At 66.1% G+C, this 21,109-nt stretch carries 20 protein-coding genes; 13 read left to right on the top strand and 7 right to left on the bottom strand.

The genetic code is table 11. From position 1 onward, the window contains the following. Nucleotides 1-24: 24 nt before the first annotated feature. On the bottom strand, nt 25-216 hold the full coding sequence (locus tag M1E07_RS16820) for a YegP family protein (RefSeq protein WP_461187767.1): 192 nt from the start codon (nt 214-216) through the stop codon (nt 25-27). Nucleotides 217-390: 174 nt separating this feature from the next. Further along, a complete protein-coding gene (locus M1E07_RS16815) occupies nt 391-2,109 on the bottom strand; it encodes a bifunctional 3'-5' exonuclease/DNA polymerase (RefSeq protein WP_461187766.1) in 1,719 nt (572 codons plus the stop codon). Nucleotides 2,110-2,376: 267 nt separating this feature from the next. Here M1E07_RS16815 and ssd point away from each other — a divergent pair, with 267 nt between their 5' ends. The 7 genes from ssd (at nt 2,377) to M1E07_RS16780 (ending at nt 7,635) form a co-directional block, all read left to right on the top strand. Further along, a complete protein-coding gene (gene ssd / locus M1E07_RS16810) occupies nt 2,377-3,441 on the top strand; it encodes a septum site-determining protein Ssd (protein WP_461190422.1) in 1,065 nt (354 codons plus the stop codon). Further along, a complete protein-coding gene (locus M1E07_RS16805; RefSeq protein ID WP_461187765.1) occupies nt 3,438-4,703 on the top strand; it encodes a TadA family conjugal transfer-associated ATPase in 1,266 nt (421 codons plus the stop codon). Before ssd ends, M1E07_RS16805 begins: the two co-directional genes overlap by 4 nt. Beyond that, nucleotides 4,700-5,563 (top strand): hypothetical protein, encoded by an 864-nt coding sequence (locus tag M1E07_RS16800; protein WP_461187764.1) that lies wholly within the window; start codon nt 4,700-4,702, stop codon nt 5,561-5,563. The genes M1E07_RS16805 and M1E07_RS16800 overlap by 4 nt, the downstream gene beginning before the upstream one ends. After that, nucleotides 5,560-6,183, top strand: coding sequence for a type II secretion system F family protein (locus M1E07_RS16795; RefSeq protein WP_461187763.1), 624 nt, complete (start codon nt 5,560-5,562; stop codon nt 6,181-6,183). Before M1E07_RS16800 ends, M1E07_RS16795 begins: the two co-directional genes overlap by 4 nt. Before the next feature lie 210 nt (nt 6,184-6,393). Continuing rightward, nucleotides 6,394-6,744, top strand: a complete 351-nt coding sequence (locus M1E07_RS16790; protein ID WP_461187762.1) for a DUF4244 domain-containing protein — start codon at nt 6,394-6,396, stop codon at nt 6,742-6,744. A gap of 214 nt (nt 6,745-6,958) precedes the next feature. After that, a complete protein-coding gene (locus M1E07_RS16785) occupies nt 6,959-7,270 on the top strand; it encodes a TadE family type IV pilus minor pilin (protein ID WP_461187761.1) in 312 nt (103 codons plus the stop codon). Nucleotides 7,271-7,278: 8 nt separating this feature from the next. Next, on the top strand, nt 7,279-7,635 hold the full coding sequence (locus tag M1E07_RS16780) for an Rv3654c family TadE-like protein (protein ID WP_461187760.1): 357 nt from the start codon (nt 7,279-7,281) through the stop codon (nt 7,633-7,635). 134 nt (nt 7,636-7,769) lie between these two features. Here the strand turns inward: M1E07_RS16780 and M1E07_RS16775 are convergent, their stop codons facing one another. Both M1E07_RS16775 and M1E07_RS16770 read right to left on the bottom strand, forming a co-directional pair. Then, nucleotides 7,770-10,145 carry a DEAD/DEAH box helicase gene (locus M1E07_RS16775; RefSeq protein WP_461187759.1) on the bottom strand — a complete coding sequence of 792 codons (2,376 nt, stop codon included), beginning with the start codon at nt 10,143-10,145 and terminating at the stop codon, nt 7,770-7,772. Between the two features lie 82 nt (nt 10,146-10,227). After that, nucleotides 10,228-10,920 (bottom strand): GNAT family N-acetyltransferase, encoded by a 693-nt coding sequence (locus M1E07_RS16770; RefSeq protein ID WP_461187758.1) that lies wholly within the window; start codon nt 10,918-10,920, stop codon nt 10,228-10,230. A 135-nt stretch (nt 10,921-11,055) separates the two neighbouring features. Here M1E07_RS16770 and trhO point away from each other — a divergent pair, with 135 nt between their 5' ends. Then, nucleotides 11,056-11,949, top strand: a complete 894-nt coding sequence (trhO, locus tag M1E07_RS16765; RefSeq protein ID WP_461187757.1) for an oxygen-dependent tRNA uridine(34) hydroxylase TrhO — start codon at nt 11,056-11,058, stop codon at nt 11,947-11,949. 45 nt (nt 11,950-11,994) lie between these two features. Here trhO and M1E07_RS16760 read toward each other — a convergent pair whose 3' ends face one another. Next, nucleotides 11,995-12,567, bottom strand: coding sequence for a hypothetical protein (locus M1E07_RS16760; protein ID WP_461187756.1), 573 nt, complete (start codon nt 12,565-12,567; stop codon nt 11,995-11,997). Between the two features lie 38 nt (nt 12,568-12,605). Next, nucleotides 12,606-13,082, bottom strand: a complete 477-nt coding sequence (locus M1E07_RS16755; protein WP_461187755.1) for a hypothetical protein — start codon at nt 13,080-13,082, stop codon at nt 12,606-12,608. A 65-nt stretch (nt 13,083-13,147) separates the two neighbouring features. Here M1E07_RS16755 and M1E07_RS16750 point away from each other — a divergent pair, with 65 nt between their 5' ends. The 5 genes from M1E07_RS16750 (at nt 13,148) to proC (ending at nt 20,441) form a co-directional block, all read left to right on the top strand. Next, nucleotides 13,148-14,809: a DUF7059 domain-containing protein gene (locus tag M1E07_RS16750; RefSeq protein ID WP_461187754.1), complete on the top strand. Its 1,662-nt coding sequence runs from the start codon at nt 13,148-13,150 to the stop codon at nt 14,807-14,809. 124 nt (nt 14,810-14,933) lie between these two features. After that, a complete protein-coding gene (gene topA / locus M1E07_RS16745; RefSeq protein ID WP_461187753.1) occupies nt 14,934-17,660 on the top strand; it encodes a type I DNA topoisomerase in 2,727 nt (908 codons plus the stop codon). A 138-nt stretch (nt 17,661-17,798) separates the two neighbouring features. Then, entirely contained in the window at nt 17,799-18,251 is a 453-nt protein-coding gene (locus tag M1E07_RS16740) for an SseB family protein (protein ID WP_461187752.1), read from the top strand. A gap of 75 nt (nt 18,252-18,326) precedes the next feature. Next, nucleotides 18,327-19,331, top strand: coding sequence for a Ppx/GppA phosphatase family protein (locus M1E07_RS16735; protein WP_461187751.1), 1,005 nt, complete (start codon nt 18,327-18,329; stop codon nt 19,329-19,331). Nucleotides 19,332-19,607: 276 nt separating this feature from the next. Further along, entirely contained in the window at nt 19,608-20,441 is an 834-nt protein-coding gene (gene proC, locus M1E07_RS16730) for a pyrroline-5-carboxylate reductase (RefSeq protein WP_461187750.1), read from the top strand. Between the two features lie 10 nt (nt 20,442-20,451). Here the strand turns inward: proC and M1E07_RS16725 are convergent, their stop codons facing one another. Continuing rightward, nucleotides 20,452-21,090, bottom strand: a complete 639-nt coding sequence (locus tag M1E07_RS16725) for a potassium channel family protein (RefSeq protein WP_172801511.1) — start codon at nt 21,088-21,090, stop codon at nt 20,452-20,454. Between the last annotated feature and the right edge of the window lie 19 nt (nt 21,091-21,109).

Genomic DNA, 21,109 nt, shown 5'->3' with positions numbered 1-21,109 from the left:
CGGCGTACTTGGCCTCGGCTGGTGTCAGGCCTGCTGCTGGCGCAGATCCACCACTACTCCCGTGGCCGCATTCTCCCGCATGGCGTTGATGCCCTCCAACAATGTGTTGAGGGACTTGAAGTTTGGTGAAACGGCAACGATATTGCCTTCCCCGTCCGTCAGCCGAAGCCGGTACGACTCGTCCCCTACCCGATGAATTTCAAACCTGCCCGCCATCTGCCGGACCTCCCCTTGGTGTGCGTCGTTGCATCAACCTTCGGACCGATCTTTTTCAGTCACCACAAGACTGTAACCCGCGTCACGGCGCCCCCGCGAGCTACTGCCGGGTAGGTTACTTTCCTCGACATATGTCGCTCCCCGGGGCCGTTGATGCCAGTCCCGGAGGAGGTCCTACTTCGCGTGGTCGTAGGAATCCACCACTGCCACAGTCACTGGAAATTCCACGGGAATAGGTCCGAACAGCAGGTACTTGGCCGCGCTGGCGGCGTCCTCGATTGCCTTGATACAGGCGTCCACCAGGTGCTCAGGCGCGTGGACCATCACTTCGTCGTGGAGGAAGAAAACAAGTTCCGCCCGGACCGGACCGTCCGCGCCCAGGGTGCGCAGCCGCCGTCGTAGTTCCGCAAGCCAGCAGGCTGCCCAGTCTGCCGCGGAGCCCTGAACCACGAAGTTCCGAGTGAAACGCCCCCTGGAGCGGGCGATTGATTCCGCGCGCCGTTGCTCCTCGGCCGACGACGAGCGCTGGCTCTGGAACCAGCGTTCCGACGGCGGCGGGCTGCTGCGGCCCAGCCTGGTGGTGACCGTTCCGCCGGATTCGCCGGCGCGGGCGGCGCATTCCACGAAGTCCACGGCCCGGGGATAGGTCCTGGCGAGCTGCGGCATGAGGCGCCCGGCTTCACCGGAGGTGGCTCCATACATGGCACCCAGCAATGCCACTTTCGCTTTTGCGCGGTCACCGCCGAACCCTTTGGCGGCGATGCCCGCGTAGAGGTCCTGGTCCCTGGCAGCCTCGGCCATGGTTGAGTCCTTTGCCAACGCCACCAGGACCCGGGGCTCAAGCTGGGAGGCGTCGGCGACGATCAGTTTGTAGCCGGGATCGGCGTGGACGGCGCCGCGGATCTGGCGCGGTATCTGCAGGGCGCCGCCGCCCCTGGACGCCCAGCGGCCCGAAACGACGCCGCCTACGACGTACTCCGGGCGGAACCGGCCGCCGGCCACCCACGCGTCCAGCCAGGCCCAGCCGTTGGCTGTGTGCAGCCGCGAAAGCTTCTTGTAGGCGAGCAGCGGGGCGATGGCGGGGTGCTTGGATTCCTTCAACTCCCACTGCCGGGTGCTCTTCACCTCGATCCCGTTCCGGTGGAGGGCCCGCATCAGCTCCTGCGGGGAATCCGGGTTTAGCGCAGGCGCGTTCAACAGGCCGCGCAGTTCCAGGTTCAACGCCTCAAGTTTCGCCGGGCGGTGGCCCATGGGCGGACGGGAGCCGAGATAACCGGCCAGGATCTCCTCGTGGAGGTCCTCCCGCCACGGAACTCCGGCATGCTGCATTTCAGCGGCGATCATGGCGCCGGCTGATTCCGCGGCCAGGAGAAGCTGAAGCCGGTTGCGCCGGTTTTCCTCCAGGCTGACGGACGCCAGTGCTGTCTGCTGGGCGGCGTATTCCTCCCGGAGGTCCTGCAGGGTAAGCCGCAGTCCGGTGCCGGTGTCCGGATCGTCGAAAAGGGCGCCCTGTTCGGGTGGCGGCGGAGGTGGCTGCAGGGTCCGGGGCGGCTGTTGCGGGTCATCGAGCGGAACCTGGTCCGCGTTCTGGGCGTAGGGGGTGTGGGCGGTGAACTGCGAATGGGCCAGGATGTTGGCGCACAGGCTCAGGTCGTGGCACCGGTCCAGTTCTACCCCGGACGCCAGCAGGGACGGGTACCAGTCCTGCGTCCGGTGCCAGATCCAGCGGGGAACCTGCCCGCCCTGCGGCCGGCGTTCCAGATCACGTACGACGGCGGCCAGTTCACTTGCGGGGACAAGCCTGGGTTCCGGATTGGACGGATGGGGGTGGCCGGCCTGCGTGAGTTCCTGCAGGACCGCTCCCTGGGGGTGGGCGGCCAGCAGGAGGTACATGCTCCAATTCTGCCTTGTCTTCGTGGGCCCTTGTGCCCGGACGACCTTTCCTGCACAGGGCTGTTGGAACCGGGGTTGTCCACATACAGGCGCTGTCACCTTATCCGCGCCGGCCCGTCGGTGGACAGTGGCTCCATGAGCAGGCACCAGCTGACCCACACCCACTCTGAGCCGGGCCGGTCCGCGCCCTTGTCCCGGCGGGATGCTGACGAGATCCCACCGGGCGCGGATTACGCCGGGACTGTGGGAGGGGGCGCCGGGGCCTGGCTGCCGGACGGTGCCGAAGAGGTGCTGCTGGTTACCTCGTCCGCTTTCCTGCGGGCAGAGGTTGAGCGTATTGTCGCGGCGGCCGGGGCCCACCTTCGTGTTGTGGCCGATGCGCTTGAGGGCGGCAGGTACTGGGAGGGTGCGGCGGCAGTTCTGGTGGGAAGTGACATCCGCGAGTTGCCGCCCCGGCGGCGGGCACCGGCTGTCCTGGTGGGACTGGATGGTGAAGGGGACAGCCTGTGGCATCTTGCTGCAGCGCTCGGAGCCGAGAGGGTGGCCGTACTGCCGGATGCCGCCGCCTGGCTCGCCGACCACCTGAGCCGTTCCCGATCGCCCGGGCCTGGTGGACTCATCCTCGGGGTTACCGGCGGGTGCGGCGGGGCGGGAGCCACCACAGCCGCCATCTGGATAGCACAGGCGGCCGCCGGGATGGGAGCGCGCGTACTGCTGGTGGACGGTGATCCTTGGGGTGGCGGACTGGAGCTGGCCATTGCCGCGGAAGAGAGCCCGGGGCTGCGCTGGCCCGATCTTTCTGAAGCCCGCGGCAGCATCGATCCCGCCCAGCTATCGGACTCGCTGCCCGTCTCAGGAGGGTTCTCGTTCCTGTCCTGGCCGGCCAGCCGGGACCAGCCCGTTCCCGTAGCAGCGGCCACCACCGCCGGGGTCCTCGATGCCGGCCGCCGCGGCTATGAGCTGGTTATTGTGGACATTGGCAGGGGAACCGGGCCGCTGCAGGCCTATGCCTGGGACTGCGACCGCATCCTGATGGTGGTTCCCGCGCAGCTGAAGGCAGCCGTCGCTGCCGTACGGCTGCTGCAGGAGTTTCCGCCGGTTGAGGCTGGGCTTCTGGTGCGGGGCAAGCCGGGTGCGGCACTGGACGGCACACTTATTTCCGAGGCCATTGGGCTTACCGTTCAGGGACGCGTCCCTGAACTCCGCGGTGTTGGTGCGGCCATGGAGTCCGGACGCCTCCTGGACCTGGGCAGGCGGCGGAGCGTCCGGCATTTTGCTGCCTCGGTGCTCGATTCCCTCGGAGACGACTTGCCCGCAGGGGAGCCCGGATGAACCAGCAGCCTTTCCCTGGGGGAGCGGTGCCGGCGGACGGACTGCGGCGGCGCGTCCGGAACCTTGAGGGCCAGCGCCGTGATCCGCGGCGGGAGGCGCGCCTTCCTGTGGACTCGGGACTGCTGGAATCGGTCCGCGAGTCCATGATGGCGGACGCCGGGGTGGTGACTCCCTCGCGGGTAGCAGCGGCGGTACAAGCCACCGGCAAGTTGCTGGGCACTGCGGGTTCGCTCGCGGCGGTGGAGCGGATCAGCGCCGAGTTGAACGGACTGGGCCCCCTGCAGCAGCTCACCCGCGACCCCGCGGTGACGGACATCTTCGTCAACGCACCGGAATCCGTCTGGGTGGACCGCGGCCGGGGCATCGAACGCGTCCCGGTCACTTTTGCCGACGAGGCACAACTGCGGGCGCTCGCCCGCAGGCTGGTTGCGGCGGGAGGGCGGCGACTGGATGACGGCTCGCCCTGCGTGGACGTGCGGTTGCCGGGCGGCTACCGTGTCCATGCCGTGCTGCCGCCGGTATCCACCGCTGGAACCCTGCTCAGTGTCAGGATCCGCCGGGAACGGGTATTCACTATGGCGGAACTGCAGGCGGCCGGCCTCTTCGGTTCCCTCGTCAAGGACATTCTGGAGAAAGTCCTGGAGCGCCGGTTGAGTTTCCTGATCAGTGGCGCCACCGGCTCCGGCAAGACTACGCTGCTGTCCACCTTGCTGGGGCTCTGTGCTCCGGAGGAGCGGCTGGTCCTTATTGAAGACGCTTCCGAGCTGAACCCGGTCCATCCGCATGTGGTTTCCCTCGAATCCCGGCATGGAAATCTTGAAGGCGGCGGGGAAGTCGGCCTGGGTGAGCTTGTCCGGCAGGCCCTGCGCATGAGGCCGGACAGGCTGGTCGTCGGGGAATGCCGTGGTGCTGAGGTCCGGGAACTGCTCACTGCAATGAACACCGGCCATAGCGGCGGGGGCGGAACCATCCATGCGAACACTGCTACCGCAGTTCCGGCGCGGCTCACGGCACTTGGTGCGCTGGCCGGGTTGAGCCCGGACGGGGTGCGGCTTCAGGCCTCCAGCGCGCTGGATGCGGTGATCCATGTCGAAAGGACCATCCGCGGCAGGGAAGTGACCTGTGTTGGCGTCATCGACGACAGCCCCGACGGTCTGCGGGTCCTGCCTGCGTTGGAAACCCATGCAGGGGTTCCCGTACCCGGCGCGGGATGGCCTGCCCTCGCCGGCCGGCTTGGACTCGATCCGGGGGAACCGCGGTGACCGCTGTTCTTGCAGGCGCCCTGGTCCTGGCCGCGGTGTTGGTCCTGCGCCCACCGCAGGGCGCGGCAGCGAGGTTCCGCCGCGCAACCGGCGGTTCTGCTCCTGCAATGGCTGGTCGTGCCTGGCCCGGACTGTTCGGACGGTTCATGCCCGGCGGCAGGAAAGTGGCAGCATCCGGGTCAGCGGTACCCATGACTCTCGTTGTTCAGCAACTGGCCGCACTGCTGAAAGGCGGGCGAACGCCCGCCCGGCTATGGGACGAGCTGTGGTTTGTCTACGGCGCTGCCACTCAAGCCGGGTCCGCGGCCCTGCCCGTATCCGGGCCTGGTTCCGGGCCGCAACCGCCGTCGGCGCCCGGCGGGGTACAAGCGGGAGGTATGCAGGCCGGCAGCCTGACCGGAGGGTCGGCCGTAATGCTCGCTGCAGCCCGGGCTGCTGCCGGCACTGGGACTCCGGTATCGGAGGCCATTCGCCGTTCCTTGCCCACAGCCTTTCCGCGGCCCGATCGGGAGTTCCGGATTTGGTCCGAACTGGCAGCGTGCTTTGACATCGCAGAAGCAAGCGGCTGCCCCTTGGCCGACGTGCTCACGAGGTTCGCGGGGCAACTCGAAGTGGAGGACGACGCCGACGCCGCCCGGCAGACAGCCCTGGCCGGGCCCAAAGCCACCGTCAGTCTGTTGACCTGGCTTCCGCTTATGGGGCTGGGCCTGGGAATCGCCCTTGGCGTGGACCCGCTGGCCATACTGCTGAGTACTCCGCTGGGGCTCGCAGCACTGGCGGCCGGGATTGCGCTGACCGTGGCGGGCAGGGTGTGGTCCGCCAAGCTGGTTGCAGCAGCGGCCGGCGCGGGAGTGCCATGACCGAACCTCTTGTTGTGGCAATCGCACTCTTCCTCCTCATGGCGGCTGCAGCCCGTCTCCTGTGTCCGAACCAGGGCAGCGTGCGGAAGCGGCTGCTCAACCTGGCGTCGGAGGAGGCTGGGGCCGCATCCACCAACCCGCGGGACGCGGACGGACGGACGCGGAACCGGGCGGGTCCCGATGGCCTGAAGGACACCGCCATGATGCTCGAACTCGTGGCGGCCATGCTGGATGCAGGGTCCGGCATTGGGCGCTCACTCGAATTGGTGTCCGCGTCTGCTTCCACCCAGTACAGGGAATCCCTTCGGCCGGTTGTTTCGGCGCTCGCGATCGGAGCGGACTGGGAAACTGCGTGGCGCAGCTCGGCTGTCCGGCTTCCCGAGATCCTGGAGCTGCGGGACGCTTTGGGGTTTGCGGCGCTGACAGGTGCGCCGTCGTCCGCAATTCTCTATGCCCAGGCCGCCAGGCTCCGCCGCGAAAGGTTTCGTGCTGCGGAAAAGCGCGCGGCCTCGCTGGGCGTGAAGCTCGTGGTTCCGCTGGGCCTGTGTTCGCTGCCGGCCTTCATCTGCCTGGGCGTTGTACCCGTTCTGCTTGCCCTGGTGCCGTCCGGATCGTCGTAGGAAGTGGCGTCAGCCGGAACAGCATGTCAACGGAATAGGTGCCAGCCGGAAGACGGTTACAGGCGAACTGAAATGGACACTCCTTCCCTCCACAGCGAGGAACAGACCTGACTTTTCCACTTACACAAGTACGGGCCTTATCGCACACGTCGGGGCCCGGAAGAGTCGAAGCAGCCGGCAACCCTGCCGGCCCACAGAAAGGAACACCCAATGTCCATCAACCAGGACCGCCACTACGCCGCTGGAACTGCAGCGCTCGCAGCAGCCCGATCGAACACCAAACGACGCTTCAACGGCGCCCAGTCCGGGTACGCCCACCAGGCCGGAACCCCTTCACTGCCGGCCAACGTTGTGGAGCTCTACCCCGGAGCAAGTGCGGCCCGCAATCGTCCGGGCATGCGCCGGCTGGTGGGGTCTGAAGCAGGGATGGCCACGGCTGAGTACGCCATCGCGACTCTCGCGGCTGTCGGATTTGCCGGGCTCCTGGTCTTCATCCTTCGCAGCGAGGAAGTCCGGGGCTTCCTGCTGAATCTGATCCGCACGGCGCTGGCCTTGCCATGACCGCCGCGCGCCGGACGCGCTGCGCCGTCGGCTGCCTCCGGGTCAAGGTCACTGGAGGGGCCCCTTGCTGAATTCGGGAGTGGCAGGTTTCCGCGGGCCGGGAGATCGCTGCCACAGTCACAGCCACTGCCACACAAACAGCCGCAGCCGCATCGACAGCGGTAGCGGTCGGCGGCCAACGGAATCCCGCGGCGCTGTTACCGCAGAATTCGCCGTGACGCTGCCTGCAGTCCTGCTGTTGCTGGCCATGCTGCTCGCAGGTGCGGCGGCCGGTGTGACCCAGCTGCGTCTGGAAGAAGGCGCACGTGCGGGTGCCCGGGCCTTGGCGCGCGGTGACGACTCCGCCGCGGTGGAAAGGATCGTCCGGACCCTCTCAGGGGCGTCAGCATCGGCCGTTGTCGCAACCGAGGGAGAGTGGCTCAGCGTGACTGTCACGGACCGGGCAGGCGGCCCACTTGGTGCCTCGATTCCCTGGACCCTCACGGCCCGTGCTTCCACCCGTAGTGAAACGGCAACGGCAAGTTGACCGCGCGGATGAGGCATGGCCTGGACAGCCGGGAACGCGGATCCGGGACCGTCCTGGCCGCGGGACTGGCCCTGGTGGTGTTAATGGCCATGGCGCTGTTGCTGCTTCTGGCGCAGTCGGCCGTGATGGCCAGCAGGGCAGCAGCCGCCGCCGATCTTGCTGCGCTCGCCGGGGCGGACGCGCTGCGTGGCGTCACAGACGGCGAACCCTGCACCGTTGCTGCTGAAGTAGCTGCCCGGCACGCTGCCGCCGTGCTCAGCTGCTCGGAGGGGGAGGGCCACACCCTTGAGGTTCGTACCGAGCTGACGGAGAGGACCATCCTGGGTGCAGCAACCGGCCGCGCCCGGGCAGGACCTCCCCCTTAGCCGGCAGGAACTTCCCCGTACCATGAGGACCTCCCCTAACGCGGGCGGAGGCCTTGCGGCGAGGGACATTCCGTAGCGCAGGCGAAGGCCTTTGGGGAGGGAGCTCCCCCCGAGTTGAGCTGAGGGGTTGACTGTCAGCGCTGGGCTTGCGCACTCATCGCTATGGCCTCGGTGGCGTCCTTCAGCAGGACATCGAGCAGGGTGATTGCGGCCGCTTTGTCCAGCGGATTGTTTTTGTTCCCGCATTTGGGCGACTGGACGCAGGAAGGACAGCCGGATTCGCACTCGCAGGCCTTGATGGCGTCCCGTGTTGCGGCCAGCCATACCTTCGCTTTGTCGAAACCGCGTTCGGCAAAGCCAGCCCCGCCAGGGTGCCCGTCATACACAAAAATGGTGGGCACCCCGGTGTCGGCGTGCAGGGCGGTTGATACACCCCCGATATCCCAACGGTCACTGGACGCCACCAAGGGAAGGAGGCCGATGGCTGCGTGTTCTGCGGCGTGCAGGGCGCCCGGAAACTGGGCTTCGATCAGTCCGGCGGCTGTGAGGGACCGGTTGTCCACCACGAACCACACTGCCTTGGTGAACAGGTCCCTGGCGCCAAGGTCAAGCGGTTCCTCGCCGAGGATCTCGTTGGAAATCAGGGCCTTGCGTTGAAAGGAGACCACCTGCGTGGTGACCTTCACGTCGCCGAAGTGCAGTGAAACATCGCCCCACCTGGCCGTGCGCTGGGTTTCCAGCACCTCGATCTGCGTCACATCCCGTGCGGTGGTGTAGTAGTCCGGGTTGGCGCGGCGGACTATCACGCAGTGGTCGTCTTCGTTAAGGTCCTCCACCACGTAGCTGTCGCCCTGGTGAATGTACACGGCACCGGTGTGCGCCTGGTAGTGGGTCTGGGGAGAGTCCATCGTCCCGAGAAGGGAGCCAGTATCAGCATCGACAATGCTTACCGGCCCGCCACCGTCGGCGCGCAGGTTCACCATTGCCGCGGCGCTCTGGGGATGGGTCCAGAACCAGCCCGCAGGCCGGCGGCGAAGATAACCCTGGGCTACGAGACGGTCAAGGAGTCCCTCCGCCGTGCTCCCAAACAGGTCAAGCTCGCCGACACCGAGCGGGAGTTCGGCCGCGGCAGCGCACAGATGCGGTCCCAGCACGTAGGGATTGGACGGATCAAAGACCGTCGCTTCCACCGAGACATCGAAGATGGCCTCCGGATGGTTCACCAGGAACGTGTCCAGCGGATCGTCGCTGGCCACGAACGCCGCGATCGCGTCCTGCCCTGCCCTGCCTGCCCGGCCGATCTGCTGGAAAAGTGAAGCCCTGGTGCCTGGCCAGCCGGCCACCAGGACAGCGTCCAGCCCGGAAATGTCGATGCCAAGCTCCAGGGCGGAGGTGCTCGAGACACCCAGGAGCCGGCCCGAACGCAGCGCCTTCTCCACCGCCCGGCGTTCCTCGGGAAGGTACCCCGAACGGTAGGCAGCCACCCGCTGCGGGAGGCTGGGATCCACCTCGTCCAGGAGGCGTTTGGTGATGGACGAGATCGTCTCAGCCCCGCGCCGGGACTTAATGAAGGCGATGGTGCGGATCTGCGCTGACACCAGGTTCGCCAGCAGGTCCGCAGTTTCGGCGACAGCGGTGCGCCGCTCCTTGGCCCCGTTCTCGCCCGTCAGCTCGGTCAAGGCAGGTTCCCAAAACGCCACTGTGGTGGCACCATGCGGTGAACCATCCTCCGACACCGCCTTGACGGGCGCCCCGATGAGCCGTGCGAAGGAGACGTCAGGTTCGGAAGCTGTCGCTGAGGCCGCGATGAAAACAGGTTCGGGGAAGGCCGAGCCTGCACCGTAGTACGCGCAGATCCGCCGCAGCCGGCGCATCAGGTTGGCTACGTGCGAGCCGAAAACGCCCCGGTAACTGTGTGCCTCGTCAACGATCACATAGCGAAGGCGGCGGAAGAACCCTGCCCACCAGGCGTGGTTGGGAAGAATACCAAAGTGCAGCATGTCGGGGTTGGCCAGGATGAAATTGGCGTGGTCGCGAATCCACCGCCGGGACGCCGGGTCGGTGTCGCCGTCGTAGGTTTCCGCCCGGACGGTGGGCAGTTTCAACGCCCTAATGGCGTTCAACTGGTCCGCCGCGAGGGCCTTGGTGGGGGACAGATAGAGGGTGACCGCGCCGTCGTCGTGGATTTTTCCGGGGTCGGCGAGAACCCGCAGTTCCGAGCGGTGGATGGCATCCAGCGCCGGCAGCTGATACGCGAGGGACTTTCCAGAGGCGGTCCCAGTGGCAACCACAACATGCTCCCCGCCGTGGGCGATGTCCGCCGCTTCAACCTGATGGCGGTAAGGCGCATGGACGCCAAGCGAACCATAAGCAGCCAGCAAATCCGGGTGAACCCAGCCCGGCCACTGCTCATGAACGGCTTCGCGGGCGGGAATGGTGCGGACATGACGGAGCTGTTCCGGGTCCGGGCCGCGGCCCAGCAAGGGAATCAGCGAGTCATGGGGGTTCACCCGAATATTCTTTCACCCCGCAACAGACCAGCAGGCCCGGTTCGCCCTAGGGGTAACCGGGTGTGCCGCCAAGGGAGGCGGGTCAGCTCAAGGACAGATCGTCCCCGTCATGGGATGCCGAAAGCATCAGCACGCGCGAGACGGTGGTCCAGCCCAGGTGGGAATACAGCTTCTGGCCGTCCAGGGAGGCCAGGAGGAGGCCGGTTTGGACGTCGTGCTCAAAAGCCTGCGCGGCCAGTGCCCGCATGATGAAACTGCCCAGGCCACGCCGCTGGAATCCCGGTTCGGTGATGATCTTGTCGAACACCGCGGTATCGCCCACTACAAAAACGCGGCCGCTGGCCGCAACGGTCTCCCCGGAACGGACCACTGCGTAGTGCACGCCGTCCTGCGCGGACGTTGTCAGGGCAAGGTCATCATCCGAAAGCCAGGGATCCTCGGCATCCTGGGTTTCCATGTCCACAATCATCATGGCCTGCGAGTCGGAGGTGACGTTCAGCCCTTGCTGCAAGGCAAGGACGGAATAGCGGGCGATGTCGTTGGTCAGGATGGTCAGGACCCTCGCCGGCACTTCCGCCGTCTTCGCAGCCAAAGCCGCGAATTCGGCATCCGTGGGCTCGGAAGCGAAAAATTCCCATTCCCCGCTGGTGTCAGTGCGGAGTGCGGCGGGGAAGCGGCCCTCCGAGGATGTCCGGTACCCGCGACAGCCTGCCCAGCCTGCCACCCATACTTCGAGAAGGCCAGTGATGTCATTAACCATGGTTTCCGGGCTCATGGGATGAGACTATTCCAGCGCGGTCACAAGCAACAGGGGGAAGCCCGGTGCTTATGCAATTGTGATGCGCGGGCATGGCGGACGCGAAAAAGCGGACACGCAGCTGCCGGAAAACAAGCCGGTACCCTTAAATACGTGGCTTTGAACCGAATTGTGCTCTTTTACGGCTTTACCCCCATCGCGGATCCGGATGCGGTGAGGCTTTGGCAGCGTGCGCTCTGCGAGAAACTGGGGCTGACCGGGCGCATCCTGATCTCCAAGGACGGCATCAACGCCACGGTGGGCGGCGAGATCGGAGCCGTCAAGCAGTACGTCAAGACCACCCGCGAATACAAGGGATTCCACGGCGTCGACGTTAAATGGTCCGACGGCGGCGCGGAGGACTTCCCGCGGCTCAGTGTCAAGGTGCGTGATGAGATCGTCTCCTTCGGGGCGCCCGGCGAACTCCAGGTGGACGAGAACGGCGTAGTGGGCGGCGGCACGCACCTCAAGCCCGAAGAGCTGCATGAACTTGTTGACGCCAAAAAACAGGGTGGCGAGGAGGTGGTCTTCTTCGACGGGAGGAACGCCTTCGAGGCCCGGATCGGCCGGTTCAAGGACGCGGTGGTGCCGGACGTCGCCACCACCCATGACTTCATCAAGGAGCTCGAGTCCGGCAAGTACGACTCCCTCAAGGACAAGCCCGTGGTGACGTATTGCACCGGCGGCATCCGCTGCGAGGTGCTCTCCAGCCTTATGGTCAACCGCGGATTTAAAGAGGTGTACCAGCTGGATGGCGGCATTGTCCGGTACGGCGAAACCTTCAAGGACCAGGGCCTGTGGGAAGGATCGCTGTACGTCTTCGACAAGCGTATGCACCTCGAATTCAGCGAGAACGCCAAAACCATCGGAGAATGCACCCGCTGCGCAGCCCCCACCAGCAAGTTCGAGAACTGCTCCAACCCCAGCTGCCGCACCCTTACCCTGTACTGCGCCGAGTGCGCTTCCAGCCCGGAAACCCTGCGCTGCCCGGAAGGCTGCACGGCCTGAGAATCCGCAAACCGGGGACGTACCAGTACCGCCGCTGGCGGGACGTCACAGGCGCCGAAGGCGGTAGGCGTAATTGGCGCCCTTCCTGGCCTCTACCGTGATACTCAAGGCAGTTTCCGCAGAAAGATAGATGACGTTTTCGCGGTTGACCCCGCACCGCAGCCCCAGGTCCACCAGCGTCAGTGAGTCGCTCTTGACGGTGAACGTCACCCGCCGCTTGCTTCGGCAGGTCAGCGCCAGTGCGTAGGTGCCGGTTTCCACCACAGCTGTTGTCTCAGTCCGGACCTCGCCGGCTTCCAGCAGCCCGGCACCGGCATGAACCACCGGATGCCCGGTGTCCGGCAGGGTCCGCGCCACCCAAGCTGCAAGCTCAGACTCACTGACAGGCTCCCGATGCAGCGGGTCCCGGGTGAACACCGGCGCCGGGGCAACGGTCTCTCCAGCCTCTGCAGCGTCGCTCAAGTTTCGGCCGTCGTCGTACGTGTATTCGCAGCCGCTCAACGTCAGCCCTGCCGTCAGCACAATACCGAGGACGACGGCGGCCGCCGGGTTCCGCGCCAGCGGCGCCCGGGCTGTCCGCCCCGGAGAAGGCGAAGAGGACGTCCGCACACTGGGCATAGTCCGACTTTAAGCCCGTGCGCCCCTGCGGGCCATACCTATTCTGCCGGCGTCAGTTGGTATGCGTAGATCAGGGGTGAGTCCACGCTGGAGGTGCTGACTTCCAGCGTCCCGGAACGCGGCAACGTGATTTTGGTGATTTCCCTGCTGCCGTTGCAGGCCGCTCCGGCGTCCACCACAGCCTTCCCGTCCAGGGACACCGCAAAGAATGCCTTGCCGCCGCCCTCGCAGGTCGCCGTCAGGATGTACCGGCCGGCGGGAACATCGGCCGCCTCCTGAATGATGCGGTCCCGGTTGAGGATCTTTCCGGCATCGTCTATGACGGTGCCAGGGGCTGTTGGCAGTGCAGTGGCACGCCACTGCGGAACGTCCGCGTTCTCGATGGAGACCACGGGCGAGCAACCCGCCAAAGCCACAGCCGCCATGCCCGCGGATGCCCAGGCTGTAAGCGGGAAGCGCCGCGGGCTGGCGGGCACCTTCCGGGCGCGCGGAAGGAAGGAAAGCGGTGTTGGCATACCTCCACGCTACCCCGTCCAGCCTGGCCCGTTATCCAGCTCCTGCACCGGACTAAACTTGGGCGGTGCCTAAATCCCCATATGAGTTCACCGCCGGCAACACCCCCGACGCGCCCCGCAGCGACCTTCCAGAGCTGCTCACGGCGCTGGCAGCGGACCTCCGCCGGGTGGACTACACGCTCAGCGGCGTAGCCGGGCTTCTCGGCGAATCTGCCTACACGGCGCTGAACCGGGACCAGATCATCCCCGCCCTGCTGGCTGCGGAGCGGGCCGTGCAGCGGGACGAGGGCAACGCGGCGCTCGCCGCCGTCGTCCGCCTCTGGCTGCTCGCCGAGCCGCAGCCAAACGATACGCTCGACGCCGCCCTGCCGGGCATCCGTGCGGAGGGCCTGCTGGAGCTGGGGCTGGTGGAGCCCGTTCCCGGCGGCTTACTCATGGCAGCGAAAGCAGACTTGCGGCCGTATGGCTGGGACGCCAATGAAGACGGCAGCGGCGGGGCGGAACTCTGGGTTGCCAGCGACCTCGCGGCACACCAGCAGGAGGGCGTTCTCCGGCACGACCACGTCCTGGGCATCGGCCAGGCCTCCACCACCCTGGTGCAGACAACGTTCCGCCGGCACACACAGCGCGCCCTGGACCTGGGGACAGGGTGCGGCATCCAGGCCTTCCACCTGCTGCACCACTGCGAGCACGTTACAGCCACGGACATCTCCGAACGTGCCCTGGCCTTTACGCGGTTCAACATCCTGCTTAACGCCGAGGCGCTGTCGGTGGATCCCGCCCGGCTGGAAGACCGCCTGAGCCTGCGACTGGGTTCGCTCCTGGAACCCGTGGCCGGCGAGGAATTCGGCCTGGTGGTCTCCAACCCGCCCTTCGTCATCACGCCGCGGAGCGCCGGGGAGGAGGCATCCGGGCAGTTTACTTACCGCGACGGCGGCCTTCCCGGCGATGAAATTGTGGCCGCCCTCGTGGCCGGGCTGCCCGCCGTACTGGCTCCCGGCGCCACGGCACAAATGCTCGGAAACTGGGAGGTGCCGGCCGGGGCGGCCTGGCAGGAGCGCCCCCAGGGCTGGGTACCGGCCGGCGCGGACGCCTGGTTCATCCAGCGGGAAATGGTAGGCCCGGAGGAATACGCCGAGACGTGGCTGCGCGACGCGTCCGAGAGCCGGGACCGGCAGCACTACAAGGACGCCTACGCTGCCTACCTTGCAGACTTCGAGTCCCGGAACGTGGCGGGAGTCGGCTTCGGCATGGTGCTGCTCCGGCGGCCCCTTTCTTCCGGGCAGGCTGCCTTCAACAGGTTTGAGGAAATCACCTACCCCATCGAACAACCCATCGGCCCCCACCTGGGCGCCGCCTTGGAACGCCAGGACTGGCTGGCGGCGAACAGCGTCAGCGACACGCACCTGCTGGTGGCAGACGACGTCACCGAGGAACGCCACCAGCGTCCCGGCGCCGAGCACCCGGGGGTGATCCTGCTCCGGCAGGGTGCCGGGCTGCGCCGGACCAACCTGCTCAGCACCGAACTCGCCGGGTTCATTTCCGCCTGCGACGGCGACCTGTCCGCCGGCCAGATCGCCGGTGCGCTGGAGGCCCTGCTGGGCGGCGGCTTGGGTATCGGCCAGACGGGGGAGGAAGGGTTCGACGCCAGTTCATTCCGGAGTGGTTTGCTCGCCGAAGTGGCCAACCTGGTCCGGGACGGGTTCCTGATCCCGGCCGCGGAATAAGGCACCGAAGGCATGCCGGATAACCCCCTTGTTTTCCACATGGATGCGCACATTTCTGCAAAATATGGTGAACTAGGCCAGTATGGGCGCATCTGCCCGAGCAACCTTTTTCTGTAGGAGCACCGTGCCAAGCAAGGCCAAAACCGGCAAGAAACTCGTGATTGTGGAGTCTCCGGCCAAGAGCAAGACCATCGCCAAGTACCTGGGCGAGGGCTTCATCGTAGAGGCCTCCATTGGTCACATCCGCGACCTGCCGCAGCCGTCCGAACTCCCCGCCGAGCTGAAGAAAACCTCCGTAGGCAAGTTCGCCGTCGACATTGAGCACGACTTCAAGCCCTACTACGTGGTGTCCCCCGACAAAAAGAAGAAGGTGACCGAGCTCAAGGCTGCGCTCAAGGACGCCGACGAACTTTATCTCGCAACCGATGGGGACCGCGAGGGCGAGGCCATCGCGTGGCACCTGCTGGAAGTGCTCAAGCCCAAGGTCCCCGTGTACCGGATGACGTTCGGTGAAATCACCAAGGAAGCCATCCAGCGCGCCATGGGCAACCTGCGCGATGTTGATTCAGCTCTGGTGGACGCCCAGGAGACCCGTCGTGTCCTGGACCGCCTGTACGGTTACGAAATTTCCCCGGTGCTGTGGCGCAAGGTGGCGAGGGGGCTGTCCGCAGGGCGCGTGCAGTCCGTGGTCACCCGCATGGTGGTTGACCGCGAACGCGAACGCATGGCCTTCAAGGCCGCCTCCTACTGGGACCTCACCGGCCAGTTCGGTGCCGACGCCGGCTCCTTCAAAGCCAAGCTCGCCGCCGTTGATGGCGCCAAGGTCGCCAGCGGCCGGGACTTCAACGACGACGGCGTCCTCACCTCGAAGAACGTTGCTCACCTCAATGAGGAACTGGCTACGTCCCTGGCGGCGGGCCTGCAGAACGCCGAGTTCCGCGTCCGCTCCGTTGACACGAAGCCCTACACCCGCCGTCCGGCGGCGCCGTTCACAACTTCCACGCTCCAGCAGGAGGCGGGCCGCAAGCTGCGCTTCTCCTCCAAGAGCACCATGCAGGTGGCCCAGCGGCTGTACGAAAACGGCTACATCACCTATATGCGTACGGACTCCTCCTCGTTGAGCGATGAAGCCGTCACGGCTGCCCGGCGCCAGGCCTCCGAGCTGTACGGCCCCGAGTACATCCCGCAGTCGCCCCGCGTGTACACCGGCAAGGCAGCCAACGCCCAGGAAGCCCACGAGGCCATCCGCCCCGCCGGGGACTCCTTCCGCACCCCCGCCCAGGTGGCCAAGCAGCTGTCCGGCGACGAATTCCGGCTCTACGAGCTCATCTGGAAGCGTACGGTCGCCTCGCAGATGGCTGACGCCAAGGGTTCGACGGCGACTATCCGCGTGGGCGCCGTGGCTTCCGACGGGCGCGACGCCGAGTTCTCCGCGTCCGGTACCGTGATCACGTTCCCCGGCTTCCTGGCAGCCTATGAGGAAGGCAAGGACGAGACCCGCGGCGACGACGATTCTGACGAAGCCCGCCGCCTGCCCAACGTTGCCAAGGGCGATGCGCTCAGCGCCGCCGACATCATCGCCATCGGCCACGAAACGTCCCCGCCACCGCGCTACACCGAAGCATCGCTCACCGCGGAGCTGGAGAAGAAGGGTATTGGCCGCCCGTCCACCTATGCCTCCACCATCTCCACGATCCAGGACCGGGGCTACGTGCGGAAGCAGGGCTCGGCCCTGGTTCCGAGCTGGATCGCCTTCTCCGTGATCCGGCTGCTTGAACAGCACTTCAGCGACTATGTGGACTACGAGTTCACCGCGGACATGGAAGGCGACCTGGACAAGATCGCCAACGGTCAGGCCGTGGGCGCCTCCTGGCTCCGGCACTTCTACTTCGGTGAGGACGCCGATCCGGGCTTGCTGAGCATCGTCAACAACCTTGGCGAGATCGACGCGCGGGAAATCAACTCCATCCCCATTACGGACGAGATCACGCTCCGCGTGGGCAAATTCGGCCCGTACCTGGAAAGCTCCGCTGCCACGGTGGACGCAAAGACGGGGGAAATTGTGGAGTCAGCCCGGGCCAATGTGCCGGAGGACCTTGCCCCGGACGAGCTGACCGCCGCCAAGGCCATCGAGCTGATGGAAACCGCCGCTCCCGAGGAACGCGTGCTGGGCGCCGATCCGCACACCGGGCACACCGTTGTCGCCAAGAACGGCCGCTACGGCGCCTACGTCACCGAAGTCATCCCCGAGATGACCGAGGAACAAATTGCCAACCAGCCGGTGGAGTACTACAAGAACGGCAAGCCCAAGCCGCCCAAGAAGCCGGTTAAGGCCAAGCCGCGCACGGGCTCGCTGTTCAAGTCCATGACTGTTGACTCCGTAACCCTCGACGAGGCGCTGCAGCTGATGAGCCTGCCGCGTGCGCTGGGTGAGGACGCGGAAGGCAACCTCATCACCGTGCAGAACGGCCGGTTTGGTCCCTACCTGAAAAAGGGGACCGACTCCCGCTCGATCGGCTCGGAAGAGGAAATCTTCACCATCACCCTGGAGCAGGCGCTGGAGATCTACTCCCAGCCGAAGCAGCGCGGTGCCCGTGCGGCCGTGCCGCCACTGGCGGAGTTCGGGCCGGACCCGGTATCGGAGAAGAACATTGTGGTGAAGGAAGGCCGCTTCGGCCCGTACATTACCGACGGCATCACCAACATCACGGTCCCGCGGGCCACCTCCCTTGAGGAACTCACCCGTGAACAGGCCGTTGAGCTCCTTGCCGAGAAGCGCGCCAAGGGCCCGGTCAAGCGCACCGCCACCCGCAAGGCTCCGGCCAAGAAGAAGGCCACTGCCAAGAAGTAGGGGATGGCCCCGGCTGGGAGAAATCCTCGGCGTGCTCGCTCGTTCCTCGCTTAGACGCACGCTGCCGGATTCCTCCCAGCCGGCAGGCGGGCGATAGGGGGAATTGCGCTATGGTCCGCCACATGATCGGGTAGATGTATGACTGAACAGCCTGGAATTGACGACCCGACTCCATTGAACGACCTTGAGGAGAAACTCGCCCAGGGCGGACAGCCTGATGCCAGTCCCGTGGACGTCATCCTGTCCTTCCTGAACAGTGAGGTCTACATCATCAGCTCGGACGGCATCGAGGGCGAGGATTCCCAGGTGGAGCCACTGGTCCTGGCCAATGCCGACGGTGATCCGGTCCTGGCCGTCTTCTCCCACCCCACCCGCGTTGACCAGCCGTACCTGGAAGCAGCGCCCAACGTGCTCGGCACGCAGGGTGCTGCCATCATCGCCAACATCGGTGAAGAGCTGGGCATGGTCATCAATCCTGGTGCAGCCTACGGTTTCGAGATCAATCCCGAAGGCATTGCCAACATCAAGCGCGATTTCAAGCGCGCCGACGAGCTTCCTGACGGCGCGCCTGCGGATCCGGCCGAGAACTGACTTTCCCGCCGACGGCGCGTTGTGAAATGACATGCCGGTTGGGCCAGAACCACCGGGCCGGGGAATAATGGCAGCATGCGGCTAGGCGTCCTCGATATCGGGTCCAACACTGTCCACCTCCTACTGGTGGATGCCCACCCCGGCGCGCGGCCAGTGCCGTTCGCTTCCCACAAGCGCCCGCTCTCCCTGGTCCAGTACCTGGAGGCGGATGGCAGCATCAGTGACGCCGGACAGCACGAACTCACGGAATTCGTGCTGGAGGCGTGGGAATTCGCGGCCCGGCACAAGGCCGAGGACCTCCTTGCTTTTTGTACGTCCGCCATCCGCGAGGCCACCAACGGCCCCGAAGTCCTGGCCCGGGTCAAGCACGAAACCACCGTCACGCTGCAGGAACTTACAGGAAGCGAAGAAGCGTCCATGACCTTCTTCGCCGTCCGGCGCTGGCACGGCTGGGGAGCCGGACCCATCCTGAACCTGGACATTGGCGGTGGTTCCTTCGAGATGGCCTTCGGCCAGGACGAACTGCCGGAGGTCGCGACATCTGTGCCCCTGGGTGCGAGCCGGCTTACCCGGGACTGGTTGGCTGAGGACCCACCCTCGGCGAAGAGTGTCAAAGAGCTGCGGCGCTACATCCGGGCCACCCTTAAACCCGCTGTCCGCGAATTCGACGGGCTGGGCCGCGCCAACGTGGTGGCCGGGACCTCCAAGACCTTCCGGTCCCTCGCCCGGGTCGCGGGAGCCGCCCCCAGCGCTGCCGGCCCCTACGTCAAGCGCGAGCTGCACGCCTCCGATCTCGGGGTCTGGGCGCAGCGCATTTCGGCCATGAAAGCCGAAGACCGGCTCCACCTGCCGGGAGTTTCAGAAGCCCGGGCCCACCAACTGCTTGCCGGGGCACTCGTCGCCGAGGCGGCTTTGGAACTCTTCAAGTTCAAGAAAATCAAGATCTGCCCGTGGGCGCTCCGTGAGGGCCTGATCCTTCGCCGCCTCGACCAGCTGGTGTTCTCCGGGCCGCTGGAGCCCGCTCCGCACGTTGCGCCGGCCGCTATCGAAGCGCCGGCCGCCATCGAAGCGGCGGTCTGAAAAGAGTCGCGGCCACCGGTTTAAAAGCGGAAGCACCGGCGGGCGCGACAGGAAAATGGGGGAAAACCTGTTGCGTTCGCCGGTGCCCTGGCAGGCATCCCCATGCCTGCCGCATCACTCGCACCCTCAATGAGGTACTAACTACTTTAGGGCCGCCACTTGTGAGGAAGCTGCGCCCAACATGTGAGCCACCTGTGAACCCATTTTTCCGAGTTCCCGGTTATTGCTGCTTAACGGATTTCTGCGCCGGCAGGGCCAAACTGCAATGATGGAGCCATGAGCAACCGAATCGCATTCCTTGGCTGTGGGTCCATGAACGAAGCCATCCTTGGCGGACTGCTGGAAGCCGGGACCGACCCGGCTGACATCGTAGCCACCGTCCGCCGCGCCGAGCGTGCCGCGGAACTGGCGGAGCGCCATCACGGCATCACCGCGATCGCCGGTGAGGAGGAGCCGGACAACAACAAGCAGGCGACCAAGGGGTCGGCCGTCGTGATCCTGGGTGTAAAGCCGGTTGGCATCACGGACCTTGCCAGGGAAATCAGCGGTGCCCTCGCGCCGGACACCGTGGTGGTCAGCGTGGCCGCGGCGGTATCCATTGCCCAACTGGAAGCGGCGCTCCCCACCGGCCAGCCGGTGATCCGCACCATGCCCAATACCCCTGCCAAGCTGGGCCGCGGCGTTGTGTCAGTCTCGCCGGGCTCCAGCTGCACACCTGAGCAGCTGCAGAAGGTCAAGGACATCCTGCAGGGCGCAGGAACCGTCGTCGAAGTTCCCGAGGAGCAGGTGGATGCCCTTTCGGCCATCAGCGGTTCAGGACCGGCATACGCGTTCTACCTCGCCGAAGCCATGGCCGCAGCAGGGGAGGAACTCGGCCTGGACCGCGAGTTGTCCCTGCTCCTGGCGCGGGAAACAGTTGCCGGCGCGGGCCTGATGCTTGCCGAACCCGGCGCTGATCCGTCCGCCCTCCGCAAAGCGGTCACCAGCCCGAACGGCACCACGGAGCGGGCCATTGCAACATTCGATGAGCAGGGGATTCCGTCCATCATCGCCGCGGGCGCGCGGGCAGCTGCAGACAGGGCCGCGGAGATCACCAAACAGCTCGGCTGACCCAGGAGTTTCAAGGACGGGCGGCGAAGCGTTCCAGCAGGTCCACGTGCCCGGACACGATCAGCATGTCGCGGGAAGACACCTTGGTCTCGGGGCGTGCATAAGTGAAGTCCTCGCCGGGCGACTTGACGCCCACAATGGTCACCCCGTACTTGGAGCGGACCTTGGACTCGTCCAGGGTGAACCCGACGGTCTCGCGCGGCGGGTACATCTTCACGATGGCGAAGTCGTCGTCGAACTCAATGAAGTCCAGCATGCGCCCGGACACCAGGTGGGCTGCCCGAACGCCGGCGTCGGCCTCCGGGTAGATCACGTGGTTGGCGCCGATGCGGGTAAGGATCTTGCCGTGGGAAGGCGTAATCGCCTTCACCCACAGGTGCTCGATGCCAAGATCCACCAGGTTCACGGTGATCAGCACCGAGGATTCGATGGATGTGCCAACGCCCACGACGGCGGAGCTGAACTCCTGTGCGCCCAGCTGGCGGAGCGCATCAATGTTGGTGGCGTCGGCCTCGACAACGTGGGTCAGGAGTGGCGCCCATTTCTGCACGAGGGTCCGGTCGCGTTCGATGGCGAGCACTTCACGGCCCTGCTTGACCAGCTGCTCTGCGGTGGAGGAACCGAAGCGGCCCAGTCCGATGACCAGCACCGGGGCGTTATGGGCGGGC

It is taken from the genome of Arthrobacter sp. Z4-13 (assembly GCF_054792705.1).
The sequence above is the reverse complement of the archived record's forward strand: the minus strand, read 5'-3'. Positions and strand labels throughout refer to the sequence as shown.